Annotated in this window: 17 protein-coding genes; 10 read left to right on the top strand and 7 right to left on the bottom strand. The window is 62.8% G+C overall.

What is annotated here, in order from left to right:
* Positions 1 to 68: 68 nt before the first annotated feature.
* The gene (gene groL / locus V2B23_RS27220) at positions 69 to 1,679 is read left to right on the top strand and encodes a chaperonin GroEL (protein ID WP_430953128.1); all 1,611 of its coding nucleotides are present in this window, start codon (positions 69 to 71) and stop codon (positions 1,677 to 1,679) included.
* A gap of 65 nt (positions 1,680 to 1,744) precedes the next feature.
* On the opposite strand, the gene V2B23_RS27225 is transcribed toward groL, so the two are convergent.
* From V2B23_RS27225 to V2B23_RS27240, 4 genes are all read right to left on the bottom strand, one after another.
* Entirely contained in the window at positions 1,745 to 2,482 is a 738-nt protein-coding gene (locus V2B23_RS27225) for an anti-sigma factor (RefSeq protein ID WP_430953129.1), read from the bottom strand.
* A gap of 1 nt (position 2,483) precedes the next feature.
* Positions 2,484 to 3,188, bottom strand: a complete 705-nt coding sequence (locus V2B23_RS27230) for a sigma-70 family RNA polymerase sigma factor (RefSeq protein WP_430953130.1) — start codon at positions 3,186 to 3,188, stop codon at positions 2,484 to 2,486.
* Between the two features lie 86 nt (positions 3,189 to 3,274).
* Complete coding sequence (locus V2B23_RS27235) at positions 3,275 to 3,934, bottom strand: fasciclin domain-containing protein (protein ID WP_430953131.1); 660 nt, start codon at positions 3,932 to 3,934, stop codon at positions 3,275 to 3,277.
* A 242-nt stretch (positions 3,935 to 4,176) separates the two neighbouring features.
* Complete coding sequence (locus V2B23_RS27240) at positions 4,177 to 4,473, bottom strand: WhiB family transcriptional regulator (protein WP_033231330.1); 297 nt, start codon at positions 4,471 to 4,473, stop codon at positions 4,177 to 4,179.
* Between the two features lie 581 nt (positions 4,474 to 5,054).
* On the opposite strand from V2B23_RS27240, the gene V2B23_RS27245 reads away from it, so the two are divergent.
* The 3 genes from V2B23_RS27245 to V2B23_RS27255 all read left to right on the top strand — a co-directional run bounded on the left by V2B23_RS27245 (position 5,055) and on the right by V2B23_RS27255 (position 7,570).
* A complete protein-coding gene (locus tag V2B23_RS27245; RefSeq protein WP_430953132.1) occupies positions 5,055 to 5,876 on the top strand; it encodes a hypothetical protein in 822 nt (273 codons plus the stop codon).
* A 193-nt stretch (positions 5,877 to 6,069) separates the two neighbouring features.
* Entirely contained in the window at positions 6,070 to 6,648 is a 579-nt protein-coding gene (locus V2B23_RS27250) for a sigma-70 family RNA polymerase sigma factor (protein WP_033231328.1), read from the top strand.
* Positions 6,641 to 7,570, top strand: coding sequence for an anti-sigma-D factor RsdA (locus tag V2B23_RS27255; protein WP_430953133.1), 930 nt, complete (start codon positions 6,641 to 6,643; stop codon positions 7,568 to 7,570). The genes V2B23_RS27250 and V2B23_RS27255 overlap by 8 nt, the downstream gene beginning before the upstream one ends.
* Before the next feature lie 112 nt (positions 7,571 to 7,682).
* Here V2B23_RS27255 and V2B23_RS27260 read toward each other — a convergent pair whose 3' ends face one another.
* Positions 7,683 to 8,087 (bottom strand): DUF5319 domain-containing protein, encoded by a 405-nt coding sequence (locus V2B23_RS27260; protein ID WP_033231326.1) that lies wholly within the window; start codon positions 8,085 to 8,087, stop codon positions 7,683 to 7,685.
* Between the two features lie 245 nt (positions 8,088 to 8,332).
* Between V2B23_RS27260 and guaB the strand changes: the two genes are divergently transcribed.
* From guaB to guaA, 4 genes are all read left to right on the top strand, one after another.
* A complete protein-coding gene (guaB, locus tag V2B23_RS27265; protein WP_430953134.1) occupies positions 8,333 to 9,856 on the top strand; it encodes an IMP dehydrogenase in 1,524 nt (507 codons plus the stop codon).
* 41 nt (positions 9,857 to 9,897) lie between these two features.
* Entirely contained in the window at positions 9,898 to 11,037 is a 1,140-nt protein-coding gene (locus V2B23_RS27270; RefSeq protein WP_430953135.1) for a GuaB3 family IMP dehydrogenase-related protein, read from the top strand.
* A 175-nt stretch (positions 11,038 to 11,212) separates the two neighbouring features.
* Positions 11,213 to 12,955 (top strand): GMC oxidoreductase, encoded by a 1,743-nt coding sequence (locus tag V2B23_RS27275; RefSeq protein ID WP_430953136.1) that lies wholly within the window; start codon positions 11,213 to 11,215, stop codon positions 12,953 to 12,955.
* Between the two features lie 104 nt (positions 12,956 to 13,059).
* A complete protein-coding gene (gene guaA, locus V2B23_RS27280; RefSeq protein WP_430953137.1) occupies positions 13,060 to 14,631 on the top strand; it encodes a glutamine-hydrolyzing GMP synthase in 1,572 nt (523 codons plus the stop codon).
* An 87-nt stretch (positions 14,632 to 14,718) separates the two neighbouring features.
* On the opposite strand, the gene V2B23_RS27285 is transcribed toward guaA, so the two are convergent.
* Both V2B23_RS27285 and V2B23_RS27290 read right to left on the bottom strand, forming a co-directional pair.
* Positions 14,719 to 14,961 carry a hypothetical protein gene (locus tag V2B23_RS27285; protein ID WP_430953138.1) on the bottom strand — a complete coding sequence of 81 codons (243 nt, stop codon included), beginning with the start codon at positions 14,959 to 14,961 and terminating at the stop codon, positions 14,719 to 14,721.
* Positions 14,961 to 16,289, bottom strand: a complete 1,329-nt coding sequence (locus V2B23_RS27290; RefSeq protein ID WP_430953139.1) for a PspC domain-containing protein — start codon at positions 16,287 to 16,289, stop codon at positions 14,961 to 14,963. Before V2B23_RS27290 ends, V2B23_RS27285 begins: the two co-directional genes overlap by 1 nt.
* Positions 16,290 to 16,382: 93 nt before the next feature.
* Here V2B23_RS27290 and V2B23_RS27295 point away from each other — a divergent pair, with 93 nt between their 5' ends.
* The gene (locus V2B23_RS27295) at positions 16,383 to 17,714 is read left to right on the top strand and encodes an ATP-binding protein (RefSeq protein ID WP_430953155.1); all 1,332 of its coding nucleotides are present in this window, start codon (positions 16,383 to 16,385) and stop codon (positions 17,712 to 17,714) included.
* Positions 17,711 to 18,370 (top strand): response regulator, encoded by a 660-nt coding sequence (locus tag V2B23_RS27300; RefSeq protein WP_430953140.1) that lies wholly within the window; start codon positions 17,711 to 17,713, stop codon positions 18,368 to 18,370. Before V2B23_RS27295 ends, V2B23_RS27300 begins: the two co-directional genes overlap by 4 nt.
* Positions 18,371 to 18,399: the final 29 nt, after the last annotated feature.

Genomic DNA, 18,399 nt, shown 5'->3' on the forward strand with positions numbered 1-18,399 from the left:
CGGAGTCCACACAGGATCCCGGGGCGGAATGCGTTCACGCCCCGAAGATTCAGGAGCTGACAGAACAGATGTCCAAGCAAATTGCGTTCAACGAGACCGCGCGGCGTGCTCTCGAAGCAGGCGTCGACAAGCTCGCCGACGCCGTCAAGGTGACCTTGGGCCCGCGTGGACGCCACGTCGTGCTCGCCAAGGCATTCGGCGGCCCCACCGTTACCAACGACGGTGTGAGCATCGCCCGTGAGATCGACCTCGAAGATCCCTTCGAGAACCTCGGCGCACAGCTCGTCAAGAGTGTCGCCACCAAGACCAACGATGTTGCCGGCGACGGCACCACCACCGCTACGGTTCTCGCTCAGGCGATCGTGCGCGGCGGCCTCAAGAACATCGCCGCGGGCGCAAACCCGATGGCACTCGGCGTCGGAATCAATGCTGCCGCAGACAAGGTCGTCGAGGCGCTCATCGCCGCAGCAACTCCGGTCGAGGGCAAGAAGTCCATCGCTCAGGTTGCCACCGTCTCCTCGCGCGACGAGGAAATCGGCGAAATGGTCGGCGAAGCGCTCACCCGCGTCGGCACCGACGGTGTCGTCACGGTCGAGGAATCCTCCACCGTCGCAACCGAACTCGTTGTCACCGAAGGTGTTCAGTTCGACAAGGGCTACCTCTCGCCCTACTTCGTCACCGACATCGATTCGCAGAAGGCCGTCTACGAAGACGCGCTGATCCTGCTCTTCCGCGAGAAGATCAGCTCACTTCCCGACTTCCTGCCGCTGCTCGAGAAGGTTGCCGAATCCGGCAAGCCGCTCTTGATCATCGCCGAGGACGTCGAGGGTGAAGTTCTCTCCACCCTGGTGGTCAACTCCATCCGCAAGACGATCAAGGCCGTCGCCGTGAAGGCACCGTTCTTCGGTGACCGTCGCAAGGCGTTCCTCGACGATCTTGCCGTTGTCACCGCAGGCACCGTCATCAACACCGACGTCGGACTCTCCCTCAAGGAAGCCGGACTCGACCTGCTCGGCGGCGCACGCCGCGTTGTCGTGACCAAGGACGAGACCGTCATCGTCGACGGCGCAGGCACGGCAGACGACATCGCGACCCGCGTTGCGCAGCTTCGCCGCGAGATCGAGAACACCGATTCCGACTGGGATCGCGAGAAGCTCGAAGAGCGTCTGGCGAAGCTGTCCGGCGGAGTTGCGGTCATCAAGGTCGGCGCAGCCACCGAGACCGACCTCAAGGAACGTAAGTTCCGCGTCGAAGACGCCGTCAATGCAGCCAAGGCTGCTGTCGCCGAGGGCATCGTCCCCGGCGGTGGATCGGCACTCGTTCAGGCCGGCGTCGAGCTCGCCGACAACCTCGGCTTCACCGGTGACGAAGCCACCGGCGTCGCAGTGGTCCGCGCAGCGCTCAACGCGCCGCTGTTCTGGATCGCCTCCAACGCCGGCATCGACGGTTCCGTCGTTGTCAGCAAGGTTGCGGATCTCCCCAAGGGCCACGGCTTCAACGCCGCGACCCTCACGTACGGCGACCTGCTCGCCGACGGCGTCATCGACCCCGTCAAGGTCACCCGCTCGGCAGTGGTCAACGCCGCTTCCGTTGCTCGGATGATCCTGACCACCGAGAGCGCCGTTGTCGAGAAGCCGACCGAAGAAGTAGCTGACACCGGACACGGTCACAGCCACTAGGTTTCACGCACGAAAAGCGATCCCCCGCCGAAAGTTGGTGGGGGATCGCTTTTTTCGGTTGCTGCTCAGACGAGCGGAATGATGGCGAACGGATCGCCCGTCGGCTGAGTAGATCCACCGGGAGGCTCGATCGTAAAAGCGAGTCTTGTGTTCGGCCCGATGTCGTCGAGGACAACCTGAGTCGTCGGTTTGACGTCAGCCGGTGCCATCGTGCCCTTCGGGATCATGGTGTTACCGTCCGGCGAGACCAGCCACATCTGATAAACCTGGTCCGGGCTCGGGGGAGTCACACCGTTCATCGTCAACACCGCGGCATCTTCGGACGGCGAAAACGCCGTTGTCGCGGTGCCGCCGCCGGGTACGTCCAACGTGGTCGAGTGCATATCGGGCGCGGCCATGATCTCCGAAACAGTGGTCGGCGACGGAGTGTTGTCGGTGATCTGGACGCCGATTCCGATACCCCCGGCCACGATGACCACCGCCGCAGCAGCGGCTAGTGCGATGGTCCATGGGCGTCGACGCTTACGTCGACTGGCAAGGGAGACCGGCGGAGCCACTTCCGGCGATTGTGGAGTCTCGGCGATAACGTCGAGTAGGCGAACGCGGAGCGCCGGCGGAGGTTCGACTGCGTCGACGATGCTCAGAACGGCCATCGTCTCGGCGGCGAGCCGGACCTGAGATTCGAATTCCGCTCGGGTGGCCGCGTCGGTGCCTTCCAGGAGAACGTCGACGGCCCGACGTTCATCGAGGTCGAGGGCATCGATCGCGTAGGGGTATGCCCAGCCGATCAGCTGTTCGTCCATCTCAGTTCACCCCCAGACATCTGCGTAGCCGCAGTAATCCGTCGCGGATTCGTGACTTTATCGTGGGAATCGCCACGCCGAGGTCTTCGGCTACTTCGCGGTACGTTCGCCCGCCGTAGTACGCCAGTGTCAATGCTTCTCGCTGGGTTGCCGTCACCGATTCCAAACAGTCGGTGACGGCGCGATGTTCGTCTTTGCGAGCGACTTCTTCACTGACGACGTCGAATTCGGGTGTCGAATTTGTGGTGTCGTACAGAGCCTGTCGATCCGAACTCGATTGCTCCGACCGAACCCGGTCCACAGCTCGCCGGTGAGCAAGAGTGAGTAGCCAGGATAACGCCGACCCGCGGACCGGATCGAAGGTGTCCACCGTTTTCCAGGCTTGGAGATACACCTCTTGAACAGTTTCTTCGGAGAACCCCGGATCGCGAAGGACCCGGAGAACCATCCCGTACACGCGTGCACTGGTCCGGTCGTAGAACTCGGCGAATGCCGTTTGATCGCCACCAGCGACATTCACGAGGATTCGCGCGAGTTCGCGGGATTCCGTGGTCCGGGCGGTGCGGGCTGCAGAATTGTCGATCGGACAAGCGTCGGTGTGCTCTGGGGCCTCGTTCGGTTCACTCACGTCGCGTGGCTCACCCGCGCTGAGTAATCCCGCCCCGAAGGTTCGTGTTGTTTCATCGACTACAACCGTAGCGTGCATGTCCGGTTCTTTTCTGTTGGCCCGCCGCTACTGCTGTGCGCCCTTCTCAATCGCCCGCGGTTGACAAAGGCGCACAGCAAGGGGGATTACTGCGGCATCAACACCGAATCGATGAGGTAGACGGTTGCATTTGCGGTCTTGACACCACCGCAGAGGACGGTTGCGTCATTGACCTTGATGTTGTCGCCCGATCCGGTGACGGTGACCGTTCCACCCTCGGCGGTGGGGTGGGTGCCGTCGATATCGGCGGGAGCGATCTGACCGGGAACCACGTGGTAGGTGAGGATCTTCGTCAGCGTTGCGCTGTCGGTCTTGAGGCTGTCGATTGTGGCTGGGTCGATTTTCGCGAATGCGGCGTCGACGGGAGCGAAGACGGTGAACTCACCACCGTTGAGGGTGTCGACCAGGTTGACGTCCGGATTGAGCTGACCGGATACGGCAGCGGTCAGTGTGGTGAGGAGGGGATTGTTCGACGCGGCTGTCACAACCGGGTCCTGCGCCATTCCGCTGACGGAGCCGGCGCCGGTGGGCACTGCCGCTGCGTAGTCCGCGCAACCTGCCCCGACCAGATCCGATGCGGGGTCTGCCATTGCACTGGAAGTCGTCATCGACATGCTCGAGGTTGTTGTTGCAGCGCTCGACGTGGAATCAGACGAATCATCGCTGTCGGAGGAACAACCGACTACGCCGACGAGTGCGAACGACGCTGCTGCCGTGACTGCCAGAACTCGAGTGGTGGTGTTCATGGGTCTGCCTTCCGTAAATGAAGTGCCGGTGTGCACGTTCCGTACAAGGCATTCGGAGCCAGCAGTGAGGTGGATGGGTCGAGATACGAAAAGAGCCCGAGACACGAGAAAGTCCCCGAGACACGAGAAAGCCCCCGAGTTCGTCGGGGGCTCTCTGGTCTCGGTCTGCTGGGTAAGCAGTTCGTGCAGTGCGGGGAGGGGGAGACTCGAGTTTTACCTACGAGAGTTTTACCTACGAGGTTTTACGACGCCAGGCGGCCGTTCCGTCGGTGGCGTGCATACAGTTCGCGTTCGGTTTCCGACATCCCGCCCCAGATGCCGTACGGCTCGGAGACGGTCAGTGCGTGAGAGCGGCACTGAATGAGAACCGGGCACTGGTGGCACATTTCCTTGGCTCGTGTTTCGCGTTGCGCTCGGGCTCGTCCGCGTTCGCCGTCCGGGTGAAAGAACATCGAGGAGTCGACTCCGCGGCACAGTCCGTGCATCTGCCAGTCCCAGATGTCTGCGTTCGGCCCGGGAAGATGATTAGGTGCAGGCATGTTGACTCCTTACTGCAAGCTCGTCGTGATCAACGAGCGGACCAAGTAGCCCGAAGATTATCCGGGCTTTCTATCGTTCGCGCTTGCTAACCGTAAGGGTGCTGAGTAAATCGCGTCAATAGCCTCGATGCGTGGTGAGCGGCATATCTCGCAAAGCAAGATTTAACGAGAGAAATATTTACATTTCGACCCCCTCGTGTGTAAGTGAGCCGTTGCCGAACGATTGACAGTATCGAGTGATGTGTAAAGTTCTGCAGATATGTTTCGTCTGAAGTGGCAGATCAGGGGGACTATTCGTATTATGGACAAAGTTGAATCGCTCGCGACTGTCGGTGATCGTCGGCGTTCTAGCGCGACCTTCGAATGACTGAATTGGGACTAAGTTCCCAAATCGCACTTTGGACGTTTGTCCATTAGGTAACCCGTAGTTAACCTAATGGATATGCATTCGTTAATAATCCGAGAAAATGCAATTTTCAATTTCAGTTGAACATTTGGTGAATGGGTGCGGAATCACGGGTGTCGCATCTTTCGGTCCCCTCGCAGCGCTCTGTGGTGGAGGGCACTGCAATGATTTGACCGTGTCGACAACTCTTCTGTCCGTGGCATTCGGGGCGGACCCCGGACGTGCGCCGCTGGCCGCTCCGGCAACCATCGAACAGTGGTGGTTGACGGCCGTCGCCCTCGGTGGCCAGGGGCGTTATGCGCAGGCGCGTGCCGCCTTGAACGTGGTGGATCGGCGCACCGCCGGCCTCGCCACAGATGGCGACTGCGTGTACGCCTCGTTGTCCGCAAGCACGCGGGCGTCGTTCCTGCGGCAGACGGGCTGGCATGGGATGGCGTCGTACGACGACGGGCGCGCTTTTGCCATTGTTGCCGGACGAGGCGACTCTCCTGAGTTGGTCGCGGCCGCCTGTGACGCGTTGACCGGTCTTGCGGCCGATGCCCTCGGTCAGGGCCGCCTGGCACTGGGATGGCGCCTGCTCGAGCGCTGTGCGGAGCAGATCAACCGTTCGGAAGGCCGGCCGGCGCAGTTGTGGCGTCAGTTGATCAGGCTCGAGTGGGTCTCAGCTGAACTTGCGCTCGCTTCCGGTGATTTCACGCGGGCGCTTCGACATGCTGAACGCGCTGTCGCACTCGCTGCCGATTGTGATTCGCTCAGGCACAAGGTCAAGTCGAACCTCTTGCGATGCGCGGCGCTGACAGGTTTCGAACCGGGCCAGGCGGCAATGCTTGCGGGTGAAGTGTTCGACGAGTGTCGTTCGTCTGGATTACTACCTTTGGCGTGGGCGTCATCGATGCTGATCGAGGGTGTGAGCGGAATCGCCACGACACCGAATTCGGCCGCGCTCGGCGCTGCGGTGGGGGCACGCGGGGGAGTATTCCGCGATATGTCCCTGTGAGGTGTGCCACCGATATGTCTCTGTGAGGTGTGCCACGCGGTAGCCGACGAGTTGTATGCGTCGAAACATTGCCGCGGCGGGCCAGGCCTGCGCGGACCAGTCGGTCTGGATGGTTACTCTTAGAGGGTTCCGCTGTTAGTGGAAGCACACCCGCTCGGGAAGTGCCACTGTAACGCCAGGATTTTCGCTGACGATGACAAATACGAGCGATGAGTTGGACTCCGCGGTCGCCGCTGCAGCGCAGGGCGACCGTACAGCTCTAGCTTTGGTTTTGGAAAACATTCGACCAATGGTGGTGCGCTATTGCCGTGGTCGGGTGGGTGCGGCGGAGAGAGGCCACTTGTCGGCCGACGACGTCGCGCAGGAGGTGTGTCTCGCCGTGATGACCGCGTTGCCGCGTTATCAAGATCAGGGACGCCCCTTCATGGCTTTTGTGTACGGCATTGCTGCACACAAGGTTGCTGACGCCCATCGAAGCTCCGCCCGTAACAAGTCGGAGCCCGTTGCCGAAGTACCGGATGTAATTGCACTTGACGATGGACCCGAGCAGCGAGCACTCGATTCGGAATCCAGCCGGCACATGCAGGAACTGCTCGGCACCTTGCCGGAGAAGCATCGAGAGATCTTGATTCTCCGGTTGGTTGTCGGACTGTCGGCTGAAGAAACGGCCGCCGCCGTCGGGAGCACCGCCGGAGCTGTACGAGTCGCCCAGCACAGGGCGATCGCGAAACTGAAAAAAGTAGTAACGAAAGCGGGTGAGAGCTATGGCTAGAGACGAGAATCGTGATCCTTCCGATCTCGATGACCTCACAGCCGGTCTCGCCGACGACGGTGCACCGGTGGATCTGGCTGCGGTTCGGCGCGACGACGCGCTGATCGAGGCAATTTCCCGTGGTGGGCCGGTAGCAACCGATAGCACTGAGCAGTACGAACTGGCGTTGATTCTGTCGAAGTGGCGCGATGACGTCGTGTCGACTCCGATGCCGGAGGGCCCACTTCTCGACGAAGTGATCGCCGCTATCGAATCAGCGCCCCCCAGCATTGCCGATCGCGCGCGTTCGCGTTCACGTCTTCGGCTGCTGCGTCCCGTTGCCGCTGCGGCAGCTGTCGCAGCGGTGGTGATCGGTGGCGGCTCGATGCTCACGTACGGGGCTGAACCGGGCGACGCACTGTGGGGTGTGAAGCAGGTTGTCTTCGCGGAAGAAGCGAATTCGACTGTCGCGAAGATCGACACCACATCCGAGCTCGAGAAGGCTGAGCGGTTGTTGGCCGCCGGGGATATTCCCGAAGCGAAGAAGGTTCTGGACAACGCTGCCCAGCGTGCCGGTGCGGTGAAGGATTCGCAGGCGAAGGCGGATCTCGTAGAACGCTGGGGCAAGTTGATGACCCAGGTTCAGGAAACAACTACTCAGGCTGCCCCGCCGACGTCGACCACAACTGACGGGCTGACAACGATCGAGCCCCCGCCGGTGACGTCGATTCCCGTTTTGCCTGGCCCGACCTCGGATCCCGAGTTGCCGGGTACCAATCCGACGACATCGACGCCCAACCCTGCGATAGTTGCGCCGTCGTCAACCGTCCCGAGTCCGTCGGCGAACCCGACGACAACAACAACGACAACGTTGCCGACGACAACTACCCCGTCCTCGTCGAGGACGACAACAACGTCGCCGAGTGTGAACACGCCGTCCTGAGCCTCGCGAGAGCTGTTCGGCACCAACACAAATCATTACAAAAACAGTGGGCCGGCAAGCGTAATGCTTGCCGGCCCACTGTTTTTGTCACGTATCAGGCTGTAGGTACGTGTCAGGCGTCGAATCCGTCGCCGTGCATCGCTTCGTTCATGGATGCGTCGGCGTATCCACGGCAGTAGTCCCACGTGACATATGCCTCAGGCATGGGATCGTAGGCAGGTTCGTGAGGCCGAACTGTGCCGTCGACGAGGAGCTGAAGCAGGTTTGCCCGCAACATGTCCCAGTCGTGGTAGTGGTCCTGTTGGCAGTCCTCGCAGCACACCACGAGTCCGCGGATGCCACGATGAGCGAGGAGGGCCTCGTATACGGCCAGGTCAGCGAGATCTTCCTCGACTGCCTGCCGTTCTTGGGGGTCGAGTGGTTGACCCGGCTCGATGGCATCGAGTGCCGCGGACGGGTCAGCGGGGTCGCCGGCAAAGGGATCTGGCGGCAGACCGGGAGGCAGTTGATCACGCACAGCACCACGGTACGCAGGTCAGGGGGGTCAGCGCCACTCGTTACGCGTACTTGCAGCGTGGGTGGGATGGTTCGGACCAATGTGCGGCCCGATACCATGGTGTTCAACGCCGGGAAAAGGTGCCAGGAATATCTTTCTGTGCAGGTGCCTTCTATCCGATATCCAGCTTTCGTAATCCGCTTCGAGGTGGCTGCTACAGCGGCTACCGAACAGGCGAATCTAGGTCCATGGAGGGTCCTGACCGCATGACTAGTTCTGCAGGGCATGTACACACCGGAGGAGACGACCCCAACAAGGTCGCGATGCTCGGGCTGACATACGACGACGTACTGCTTTTGCCTGCAGCGTCCGATGTCATTCCGAGCCAGGTCGATACGTCGAGTCAGCTGACCCGCGATATCCGTCTGCGAATCCCGTTGGTCAGTTCGGCGATGGACACGGTCACCGAGTCGCGGATGGCCATTGCCATGGCTCGCGCAGGCGGAATGGGCGTTCTGCACCGCAATTCGTCCGTGGAGGTTCAGGCCGGCCAGGTCGAGACCGTCAAGCGTTCGGAGGCCGGCATGGTCACCGATCCGGTCACGTGTAAGCCGTCGGACACGATGGGTGAGGTCGACGCGAAGTGCGCTCGCTTCCGTATCTCGGGTCTGCCGGTCACCGACGACGCCGGACAGTTGGTCGGCATCGTCACGAACCGTGACATGCGTTTCGAGGTCGACCAGAATCGTCCGGTCGCCGAGATCATGACCAAGATGCCGTTGATCACAGCACAAGAGGGCGTCACCGCTGACGTCGCACTGGGTCTGCTTCGCCGTCACAAGATCGAGAAGCTTCCGATCGTGGACGGTAACGGCAAGCTCACCGGCCTGATCACGGTCAAGGACTTCGTCAAGACCGAGCAGCATCCGTTTGCCACCAAGGACCGGGACGGTCGACTCCTGGTCGGTGCGGCCGTTGGTGCCGGAGACGAAGCCTGGGCTCGTGCCATGACTCTTACCGATGCCGGTGTCGACGTTGTCGTGGTGGACAGCGCACACGGCCACAGCGCCGGTGTTCTGGACATGATTCGTCGCCTCAAGGCCGAAATCGGTGATCGTGTGCAGATCATCGGTGGCAACGTCGCAACCCGCGCGGGTGCGTTGGCGCTCGTCGAGGCGGGCGCGGACGCCGTCAAGGTCGGTGTCGGTCCCGGTTCCATTTGCACGACCCGTGTCATCGCCGGTGTCGGCGCCCCGCAGATCACGGCCATCCTCGAAGCGGTTGCCGCGTGCAAGCCGCTCGGTGTCCCCGTGATCGCCGACGGTGGTCTGCAGTTCTCCGGCGACATCGCCAAGGCGCTTGCAGCCGGTGCGTCGACGGCCATGCTCGGCTCGCTCCTCGCTGGTACGGCCGAATCGCCGGGTGAGCTGATCCTGGTGGGCGGCAAGCAGTTCAAGAGCTATCGCGGTATGGGTTCGCTTGGTGCGATGCAGTCGCGCGGTGAGGCCAAGTCGTACTCCAAGGATCGCTACTTCCAGGACGACGTTCTCTCCGAGGACAAGTTGGTTCCGGAAGGCATCGAGGGTCGTGTTCCGTTCCGTGGACCGCTCTCGCAGGTGACGCATCAGCTCACCGGCGGTTTGCGCGCGGCAATGGGTTACACCGGCTCTGCCACGATCGAGCATCTCCAGAACGCTCAGTTCGTCCAGATCACGGCTGCGGGACTCAAGGAAAGCCACCCGCACGACATCACCATGACGGTCGAAGCGCCCAATTACGCTGCCCGCTAAGTTCAGTTCGCTAGTTCACCAGTCACGAGAAAGGGGCGCGCGTGCGCGACCTCGTTGAAATCGGAATGGGTCGTACGGCCCGTCGTACCTACGAACTGGACGATGTGAACATCGTTCCCTCCCGGCGGACTCGTTCGTCGAAGGAGGTGTCGACGACGTGGCAGATCGACGCGTACAGGTTCGAAATTCCCATCCTCGCTCACCCGACGGACGCATTGGTCTCGCCGACCTTCGCAATCGAATTGGGTAAGCGCGGCGGGCTCGGCGTCATCAACGGCGAGGGCCTGTGGGGCCGTCATGCCGATGTCGAGGCAAAGCTGGCTCGGCTTGTCGAGATCGCGGAAACAGACGGTGGTGTCGACGCCGCGATCCGGTACCTGCAGGAACTGCATGCGGCGCCGTTGCAGGCGGAATTGCTGGCAGCAGCGGTCGCTCAGGTTCGTGACGCCGGTGTCACGACGGCGGTTCGCGTCAGCCCGCAGAATGCGCGCGCGCTGACGCCGGCACTGGTCAAGGCCGGAATCGACCTGTTGGTCGTTCACGGCACGATCATCTCCGCCGAGCATGTCGTGCGCACCGAGGAAAAACCGCTCAACCTCAAGACGTTCATCTCCGAGCTCGACGTTCCGGTTATCGCCGGTGGTGTGAGTGATCACCGCACGGCTCTGCACTTGATGCGGACCGGCGCGGCGGGCGTCATCGTCGGCTACGGCTCTTCCGAGGGTGCAACCACGACTGGCGAGGTTCTGGGTATCGGGGTGCCGATGGCTACCGCTATCGCCGATGCCGCTGCGGCTCGCCGTGACTACCTCGACGAGACGGGTGGGCGTTACGTCCACGTGATCGCCGACGGTGACATCGCTACGTCCGGTGATCTGGCGAAGGCGATCGCGTGCGGCGCGGATGCTGCTGTTCTCGGCACGCCGTTGGCTGTGTCGGCTGAAGCTGCAGGCGGCGGTTGGTACTGGCCGTCCGCTGCTGCGCATCCTTCGGTTCCGCGTGGCGCGCTCCTCCCGGTTTCCTACGGCGAGCGGCCCTCGCTGGACAAGGTTCTGGCCGGGCCGTCCGACGATCCGTACGGTTCGCTGAACTTCGTGGGCGGTTTGCGTCGCTCCATGGCAAAGGCCGGTTACTCCACGCTCAAGGAGTTCCAGAAGGTCGGACTGACAGTTCGCGCCTGATTTGTCTTCATCTGTGGCCCCGGCTTCCTCTCGGAACCGGGGCCACAGGTCTATGTACAGGACTTTCGCGCGTTGATGATACTTATGGTTACGCTTAGGGCACCCTTGTGGTGGCAGTCACAACATTCGGGTGCATACTGACGGGTAACTACGTTTTCACGGTGGAGGTGTCCCGATGGGCAAGCAACGCGCTACGGATTACGACGTCCTGATTGTCGGATCCGGATTCGGCGGAAGCGTGAGCGCGCTTCGTCTTGTGGAGAAGGGCTACAAGGTAGGTGTCATCGAAGCGGGCCGACGGTACGCCGATGCGGAGTTCGCGAAGACGAGCTGGGATCTGAAGAAGTTTCTCTGGGCGCCCAAGCTGGGCTGCTTCGGTATTCAGCGGGTTCACCTGCTGCGCGACTGCTTGATTCTCGCCGGCGCGGGAGTGGGCGGTGGTTCTCTGAACTACGCGAACACGCTCTACCAGCCGCCGGAGCCGTTCTTCCAGGACAAGCAGTGGGCGCACATCACCGATTGGCGCAGCGAGCTCACGCCGTACTACGAGCAGGCGCAGAAGATGCTCGGTGTTGTGCGGAACCCGCATATGACGCCGGCTGACGAGATCATGAAATCGGTCGCGGACGACATGGGGGTCGGCGACACCTTCATTCAGACACCGGTCGGGGTGTACTTCGGTGAGCCCGGCCAGAAAGCCGCTGACCCGTACTTCGGTGGTGTCGGTCCCGAACGCACCGGGTGCATCGAGTGTGGCGAGTGCATGACCGGCTGCCGGCACGGCGCCAAGAACACGCTCCTCAAGAACTACTTAGGCTTGGCCGAGACCGCGGGCGCCGACATCATTCCCATGACCACGGTCTCGGGACTTCGCGAGCACCACGACGGCACGTGGGATGTGTTCACCGAGCGCACCGGTGCCTACGCGCGCAAGAACCGTCGGACGTACACCGCCGCTCATGTGATTCTCGCGGCGGGAACATGGGGAACGCAGCACCTGTTGTTCGACATGAAGGACACCGGAGCGCTACCCAAGCTGTCCGGCACACTGGGCGAACTCACGCGCACCAACTCCGAATCCATTGTCGGCGCAGGCAAATACAAGGTTGATCCCAACCTCGATCTCACACACGGAGTTGCGATTACGTCGTCGTTCCACCCGAGCGAGGACACGCATATCGAGCCGGTTCGCTACGGCAAGGGTTCCAATGCGATGGGCTTGCTGCAGACGCTGATGACCGACGGCGGTGGGGACAAGCCGCGGTGGGTCACGTTCCTCGGTGTGGTCGCGAAGAATCCGTATCAGATGTTGCGCATGCTCACGGTCAAGGACTGGAGCGAGCGAACCATCATCGCCCTCGTGATGCAGAATCTCGACAACTCCATCACCACCTATACGAAGAAGGGCCTGTTCGGCCGCCGCAAGGTCACCAGCAAGCAGGGCCACGGTCAGCCCAATCCGACATGGATCCCCGAGGGCAACGACGCGACGCGTCGGGTTGCCGAGAAGATCGACGGCGTTGCCGGCGGTACGTGGGGCGAAATCTTCAACGTTCCGCTGACGGCGCACTTCCTCGGCGGTTGCGCTATCGCCGAGGACGCCGACCACGGCGTGATCGATCCGTATCACCGCGTCTTCGGCTATCCGACGCTCAGCGTCGTCGACGGTGCCGCGGTGTCCGCGAACCTCGGTGTGAACCCGTCGCTGACCATTGCGGCGCAGGCCGAGCGTGCGGCGTCGCTGTGGCCGAACAAGGGGGAGGCAGACCTTCGTCCGGCTCAGGGCAGTGGCTACGAGCGGTTGACTCCGATCGCCCCCAAGTCGCCGGTGGTACCGGCGTCGGCACCGGCGGCACTGGTTCTTCCGATTGTGAAGATCACGGGCGGAAAGAAGACTGCAGCGCCGGGAGTGGCATAACAGAGTGGCGTAACGAGGTGATCTTCGTCGCCCCCGGACTTCCGTATGCTGCGTAGAGTCCGGGGGTGCGTAGGTTCGCTAGCTGGGGCGATTAGACTGCACGTGTGGCAGATATCGAGCAGCAGAGACCAGTTCTTGTCGTCGACTTCGGTGCGCAGTACGCGCAGCTGATCGCGCGTCGAGTCCGTGAGGCCAAGGTCTACTCGGAGGTGATTCCGCACACCATGACCGTCGAGGAGATCGTGGCCAAGAAGCCCTTGGCTGTGGTGCTCTCCGGCGGGCCGTCCAGCGTGTATGCCGACGGCGCTCCGAAGCTCGATCCGGCACTGTTCGACCACGACATTCCGGTGTTCGGCATCTGCTACGGATTCCAGGCGATGGCCGGAGCCCTCGGCGGCACTGTTGCCGAGACCGGAACCCGCGAGTACGGCCGTACCGACATCTCGGTGTCCGGCGGCTTGCTCCACGACGGACTTCCCTCGACGCAGCCGGTGTGGATGAGCCACGGCGACGCCGTCACCGAAGCGCCTTCGGGATTCGAGGTCACCGCGACCAGTGACGGCGCTCCCGTCGCAGCGTTCGAGGATCGCGCCCGCAAGCTGGCCGGCGTCCAGTACCACCCCGAGGTTCTGCATTCCCCGCACGGACAGCAGGTTTTGAGCCGCTTCCTGCACGAGATCGCCGGTATTCCGGCAGCGTGGACGGCGTCCAACATCGCCGACGCGCTCATCGAGCAGGTGCGCGAGCAGGTCGGCGACGGCCACGCCATCTGTGGTCTGTCCGGCGGCGTCGACTCCGCCGTTGCCGCTGCGTTGGTTCAGCGCGCTATCGGCGATCGGTTGACCTGTGTGTTCGTCGACCACGGTCTGATGCGTGCCGGTGAGCGCACCCAGGTGGAGAAGGACTTTGTTGCCGCGACGGGCGCTCGCCTGATCACGGTCGACGCAGCCGACACCTTCATCGGTGAACTGGCCGGCGTCACCGACCCCGAAACCAAGCGCAAGATCATCGGCCGCGAGTTCATCCGCAGCTTCGAAGGCGCTGTCAGTGATGTCCTGGGCGAGAACGCATCTCACGGCGCAACCGTCGACTTCCTCGTTCAGGGCACGCTGTACCCGGACGTCGTGGAGTCCGGTGGCGGCACCGGCACCGCAAACATCAAGAGCCACCACAACGTCGGTGGCCTGCCGGAAGATCTGCAGTTCAAGCTGGTCGAACCGCTGCGTCTGCTGTTCAAGGACGAGGTCCGCGCAGTCGGCCGCGAACTCGGTTTGCCGGAAGAGATCGTCGGACGCCAGCCGTTCCCCGGACCGGGCCTGGGTATCCGCATCATCGGCGAGGTCACCCGTGACCGTCTCGAAATCCTCCGCCAGGCGGATTCCATTGCACGTGAAGAACTTACGTCCGCAGGTCTCGACGGAACGATCTGGCAGTGCCCGGTTGTCCTCCTCGCCGACGTGCGCAGCGTGGGCGTGCAGGGCGACGGCCGGACCTACGGCCACCCGATCGTCTTGCGTCCGGTCTCGAGTGAAGACGCGATGACCGCAGACTGGACGCGCTTGCCGTACGAGACCCTCGAGCGCATTTCCACGCGCATCACCAACGAGGTTCCGGACGTCAACCGCGTTGTTCTCGACGTGACGAGCAAGCCGCCGGGAACGATCGAGTGGGAGTGAGCTGATTGCTGTGCGCCTTCATCAACCGACCGAGGTTGATGAAGGCGCACAGTGCTATTTGTGGTTCGAGGCTATTTGTGGTTCGAGCTATTTGCGGTTCGGCAGAATCACCAGCAGTAGGCCGGCGATGACTGCTGCTCCCACGAACAGCCACCGGAATTGAATGTCTGCTGCCGGGGCGAGGGAGAAGGGTCCGAGTAGGGCCCATCCGCTGACCAGGAATGCCGCGATTCCCGCGATGAGCAGAAGTGCGGACGGCCGCTTGGATTTCGGGGTTTCCTCGTGTTCTTCGGTGCTGTTGCTGTTGCCGATGTCGTCGTAGTCGCTCATTACTGGTGTACCTCCAAGGAGCCGAATGTGGCTTTGGCGTTGATCGTCACGGTGGGGGCGTCAGGCCCGGCCCCCGCGCCGGCGTGGACTCCACCGTCGAGGCAACGGGATCCGTCACCCATCACGACTGTGCAGTCGTTCTGTGCCTTGACCGTCGGCGGCAGCAGCACCTTGAACTCGCCGAATGCCGCCGAGACGTCGATGGTCTTGTCCTCGGTGAACGTGAGCTCGCTCAGATCCAGTGTGAAGCTGCCGAAGCCGCCGGAGTACGACGACTGAATCTCGGACACGCTGGTCGGTGTCCACTTCTGCTCACCTGACGCGTCGAACTCGAGGGGATAGACCAGGGACGCGAGAATCACGAAGCCGACGAGTGGTCCGGTGACGATCAGCAGCCCGTATCCCTTACGGAAGAACGCCCCGAAGATCAACCCGAGAGCGATCACGGCAAGTCCGACTGCCCCGACACGGCCGGGGGTGAACCAGTCGTTGCCGGTTGCGGCGCCTGCGGCACCGACTGCGGTGGCGGCGATGATCGCCAGGCCCAGAACGGTCAGGGTCCACCGGGAGCGTCGACGCCGAGGCGGAAGCGGTAACAGGGGAGGGTTTTTGGTGACGGGGTCGGGAAGGTCCCAGGCGAAGGGGGCGACCCCGAGCGGATCCCACGCGGGCGGCGTGATCGCGGGCTCGCTCTTCGAGAGATCAACTGCTGGAGCCGATTCCGATGACGAAGTTGCCGCGGCCGGTTCGGTGGGCACGTAGCTGTCGGGAAGCTTGGTGTACGGCGTGTACGTCGGCGGCTGGTTCGGGGCGAAGTATCCCGGGGTGAACGGTCCCGGGGTGAATCCTGTTCCGGGATAGACCGTTCCGGCGCCGATGTGCTGCGTGGACGAAGGTGGCAGCACCGGTGGAACAGGTTGGCGTTGGTAGAGCAGCCACAGGCCGCCGAGCATCAACATGACGCCGATCAGTCCGGAACCGCCCTGGCCGGCGCCGAGCGGACCGATCGTAGTCGCGGCGATAGCGAGGGCTACCACCAGGACGATGGTTTTGGTGTGCTTGTCCGAGCGGTGGCGAGGACCCGGCGCTGCTGCGGCCCGGCCGATGTCGGCGCGCGGGAAAGTCAGCCAGGCCACGACGTACAGCAAGATTCCCGAGCCGCCGAAGATGGTCGAGATGACAAAGGCAACGCGCACGAGGATCGGGTCGACACCGTATCGGTATCCGATTCCTGCGCATACGCCGGCAACGTGACCCTGGTCCGGTAGACGCACGGGGCGGGTCCGCCACAGATCGTTGATCTGTTCCTGGAAGGTCGGATTACTCATGGCTCCATCGTGGTGTGTTCGGTGGTGTTGCCGCATCAGGGGTGAACCCTGATCTTTGGCGCGTTCGTGGCCTTACTTCAGGGTTGGACCCTGATGTGCTCGAGCAGGGTTCGTGCCAGTATCGACTATGTGCAATCTGTGTCTGATCCCGCGCTCGTGAGTGCGCCGCTGCCGATACGAAAGTTGGAGCGGCGCTCCGGCGGTCGAATTGTGGGTGGTGTTGCCGGCGGTATCGCGGATCACCTTGGTGTCGACGCGCTGAAGGTCCGCGTTGCGTTTGCGATTCTGGCGGCAATGGCCGGTGCCGGCATCGTGGCGTACGGAATTCTCTGGGTTTTCGTGTCGGCTGGTACCGACACCGAGAAGCCGAGTGCAGCGGAGCGTCAGCGTGCGTACGGCCTGGCCGTTCTCGGTCTGGGCGGCGCGGCAGCGTTGTCGTGGTTGCTGAGCGGCACGGCTGGTTCTGTACTGGCGCCGTTCTTTGTTGTAGCGGTCGGTGCGGCACTGGTGTGGCGGGAGTTCGATTCCGACGGCCCGCGTACCGTCATCGGGTTGCCGGCGCGGCCGACCGTCCTGACGTGGACGCGGGTGGTCGGCGGCGCATCGATGATCGTGCTGGGTCTGGCGGTCGTGGTGTTGGCGCAGGTCGACATCGACGCGTTGCGGTCGTCGTTGTTGGCCGTCGTCGTGACGTTGATCGGTGCCGGCTTGCTGACGGTTCCGTTGTGGTTGCGGATGTGGCGGGCGCTCGGCGCCGAGCGGGCCGCTCGAATTCGCAACGACGAGCGTGAAGAGATCGCGTCGCACCTGCATGATTCGGTGTTGCAGACGTTGGCGTTGATCCAGAAGCAGTCCGACAATCCGGTGGAAGTGGCGCGGCTTGCCCGTGGGCAGGAGCGCGAGCTTCGGAAGTGGTTGTTCAGTGGCGGCGAGATCGACCACACGAGCCTGACCGAGGGACTCAAGATCATCGCGGGTGAGGTGGAGGATCAGCACGGCGTGACGGTTCGGCCGGTGACGGTAGGCGACGTGCAGTTGGACGGCGAGGACGGTCTGCCGAAGGAAGCGTTCACCGCTCTTCTCGGCGCTACGCGTGAGGCTCTGGTCAACGCGGCGAAACATTCCGGCGAGAAGGAGATCAACCTGTTTGCCGAGGTGGAAGGTGATCAGGTGAGCATCTTCGTTCGGGATCGCGGCGTGGGATTCGACGTCGACGCGGTGCCAGAGGACCGTCAAGGTCTGGCGAAGTCGATTCGCGGCCGGATCGAGCGTCGTGGTGGCCGCGTCGTGGTTCGTTCCACCATCGGCAAGGGGACGGAAATCCGGGTACACATGCCGCTCGGGGGCAAGACGAGCACCGACTCTGACCTACAGTGGGACGAGCCTGCTGACCATGTCGACAACCCGGAGGAAGCGCCCCAGTGACAGTTCCGCCCACACCCCCGTATCGCGTTTTCCTTGTCGACGATCACGGGGTGTTCCGCTCCGGGGTTCGGGCCGAATTGTCTCGTGAAGACGACATGGAGATTGTCGGTGAGGCCGGTGGGGTGGCCGAGGCGATTGCCGGGATCAACTCCACGAAACCCCACGTCGTCTTGCTCGACGTACACATGCCGGACGGCGGCGGTGTGGCCGTGCTGCGCGGGATAGATTCCGGTCCGGTGTGCTTGGCGCTCAGCGTCTCCGATGCGGCTGAGGACGTCATCGCGGTAATCCGGGCGGGTGCTCGCGGCTACGTCACCAAGACAATTTCGGGTGCCGAACTGGCCGACGGTGTCCGCCGGGTAGCGGGCGGCGACGCCGTCTTCGGGCCCAGGCTGGCCGGGTTTGTGCTCGACTCCTTCACCGGTCGATCCGCGGCACCGGAACCACAACTCGATCCGGAACTCGATTCACTGACTCCCCGTGAACTCGAGGTCCTGCGGTTGCTCGCGCGGGGGTACACCTACCGCGAGATTGCGGAGGAGTTGGTGATCTCCGTGAAGACCGTCGAGACGCATGCGTCCAATGTCCTGCGAAAGACTCAGCAGTCCAATCGCAATGCACTGACACGCTGGGCTCATCGCCGCCAGATCGACTGAACTCTTCCGCGAGCGTCCACGAACGCGCA

Source organism: Rhodococcus sp. 24CO (genome assembly GCF_050586165.1).
Lineage (GTDB): Bacteria > Actinomycetota > Actinomycetes > Mycobacteriales > Mycobacteriaceae > Rhodococcus_F.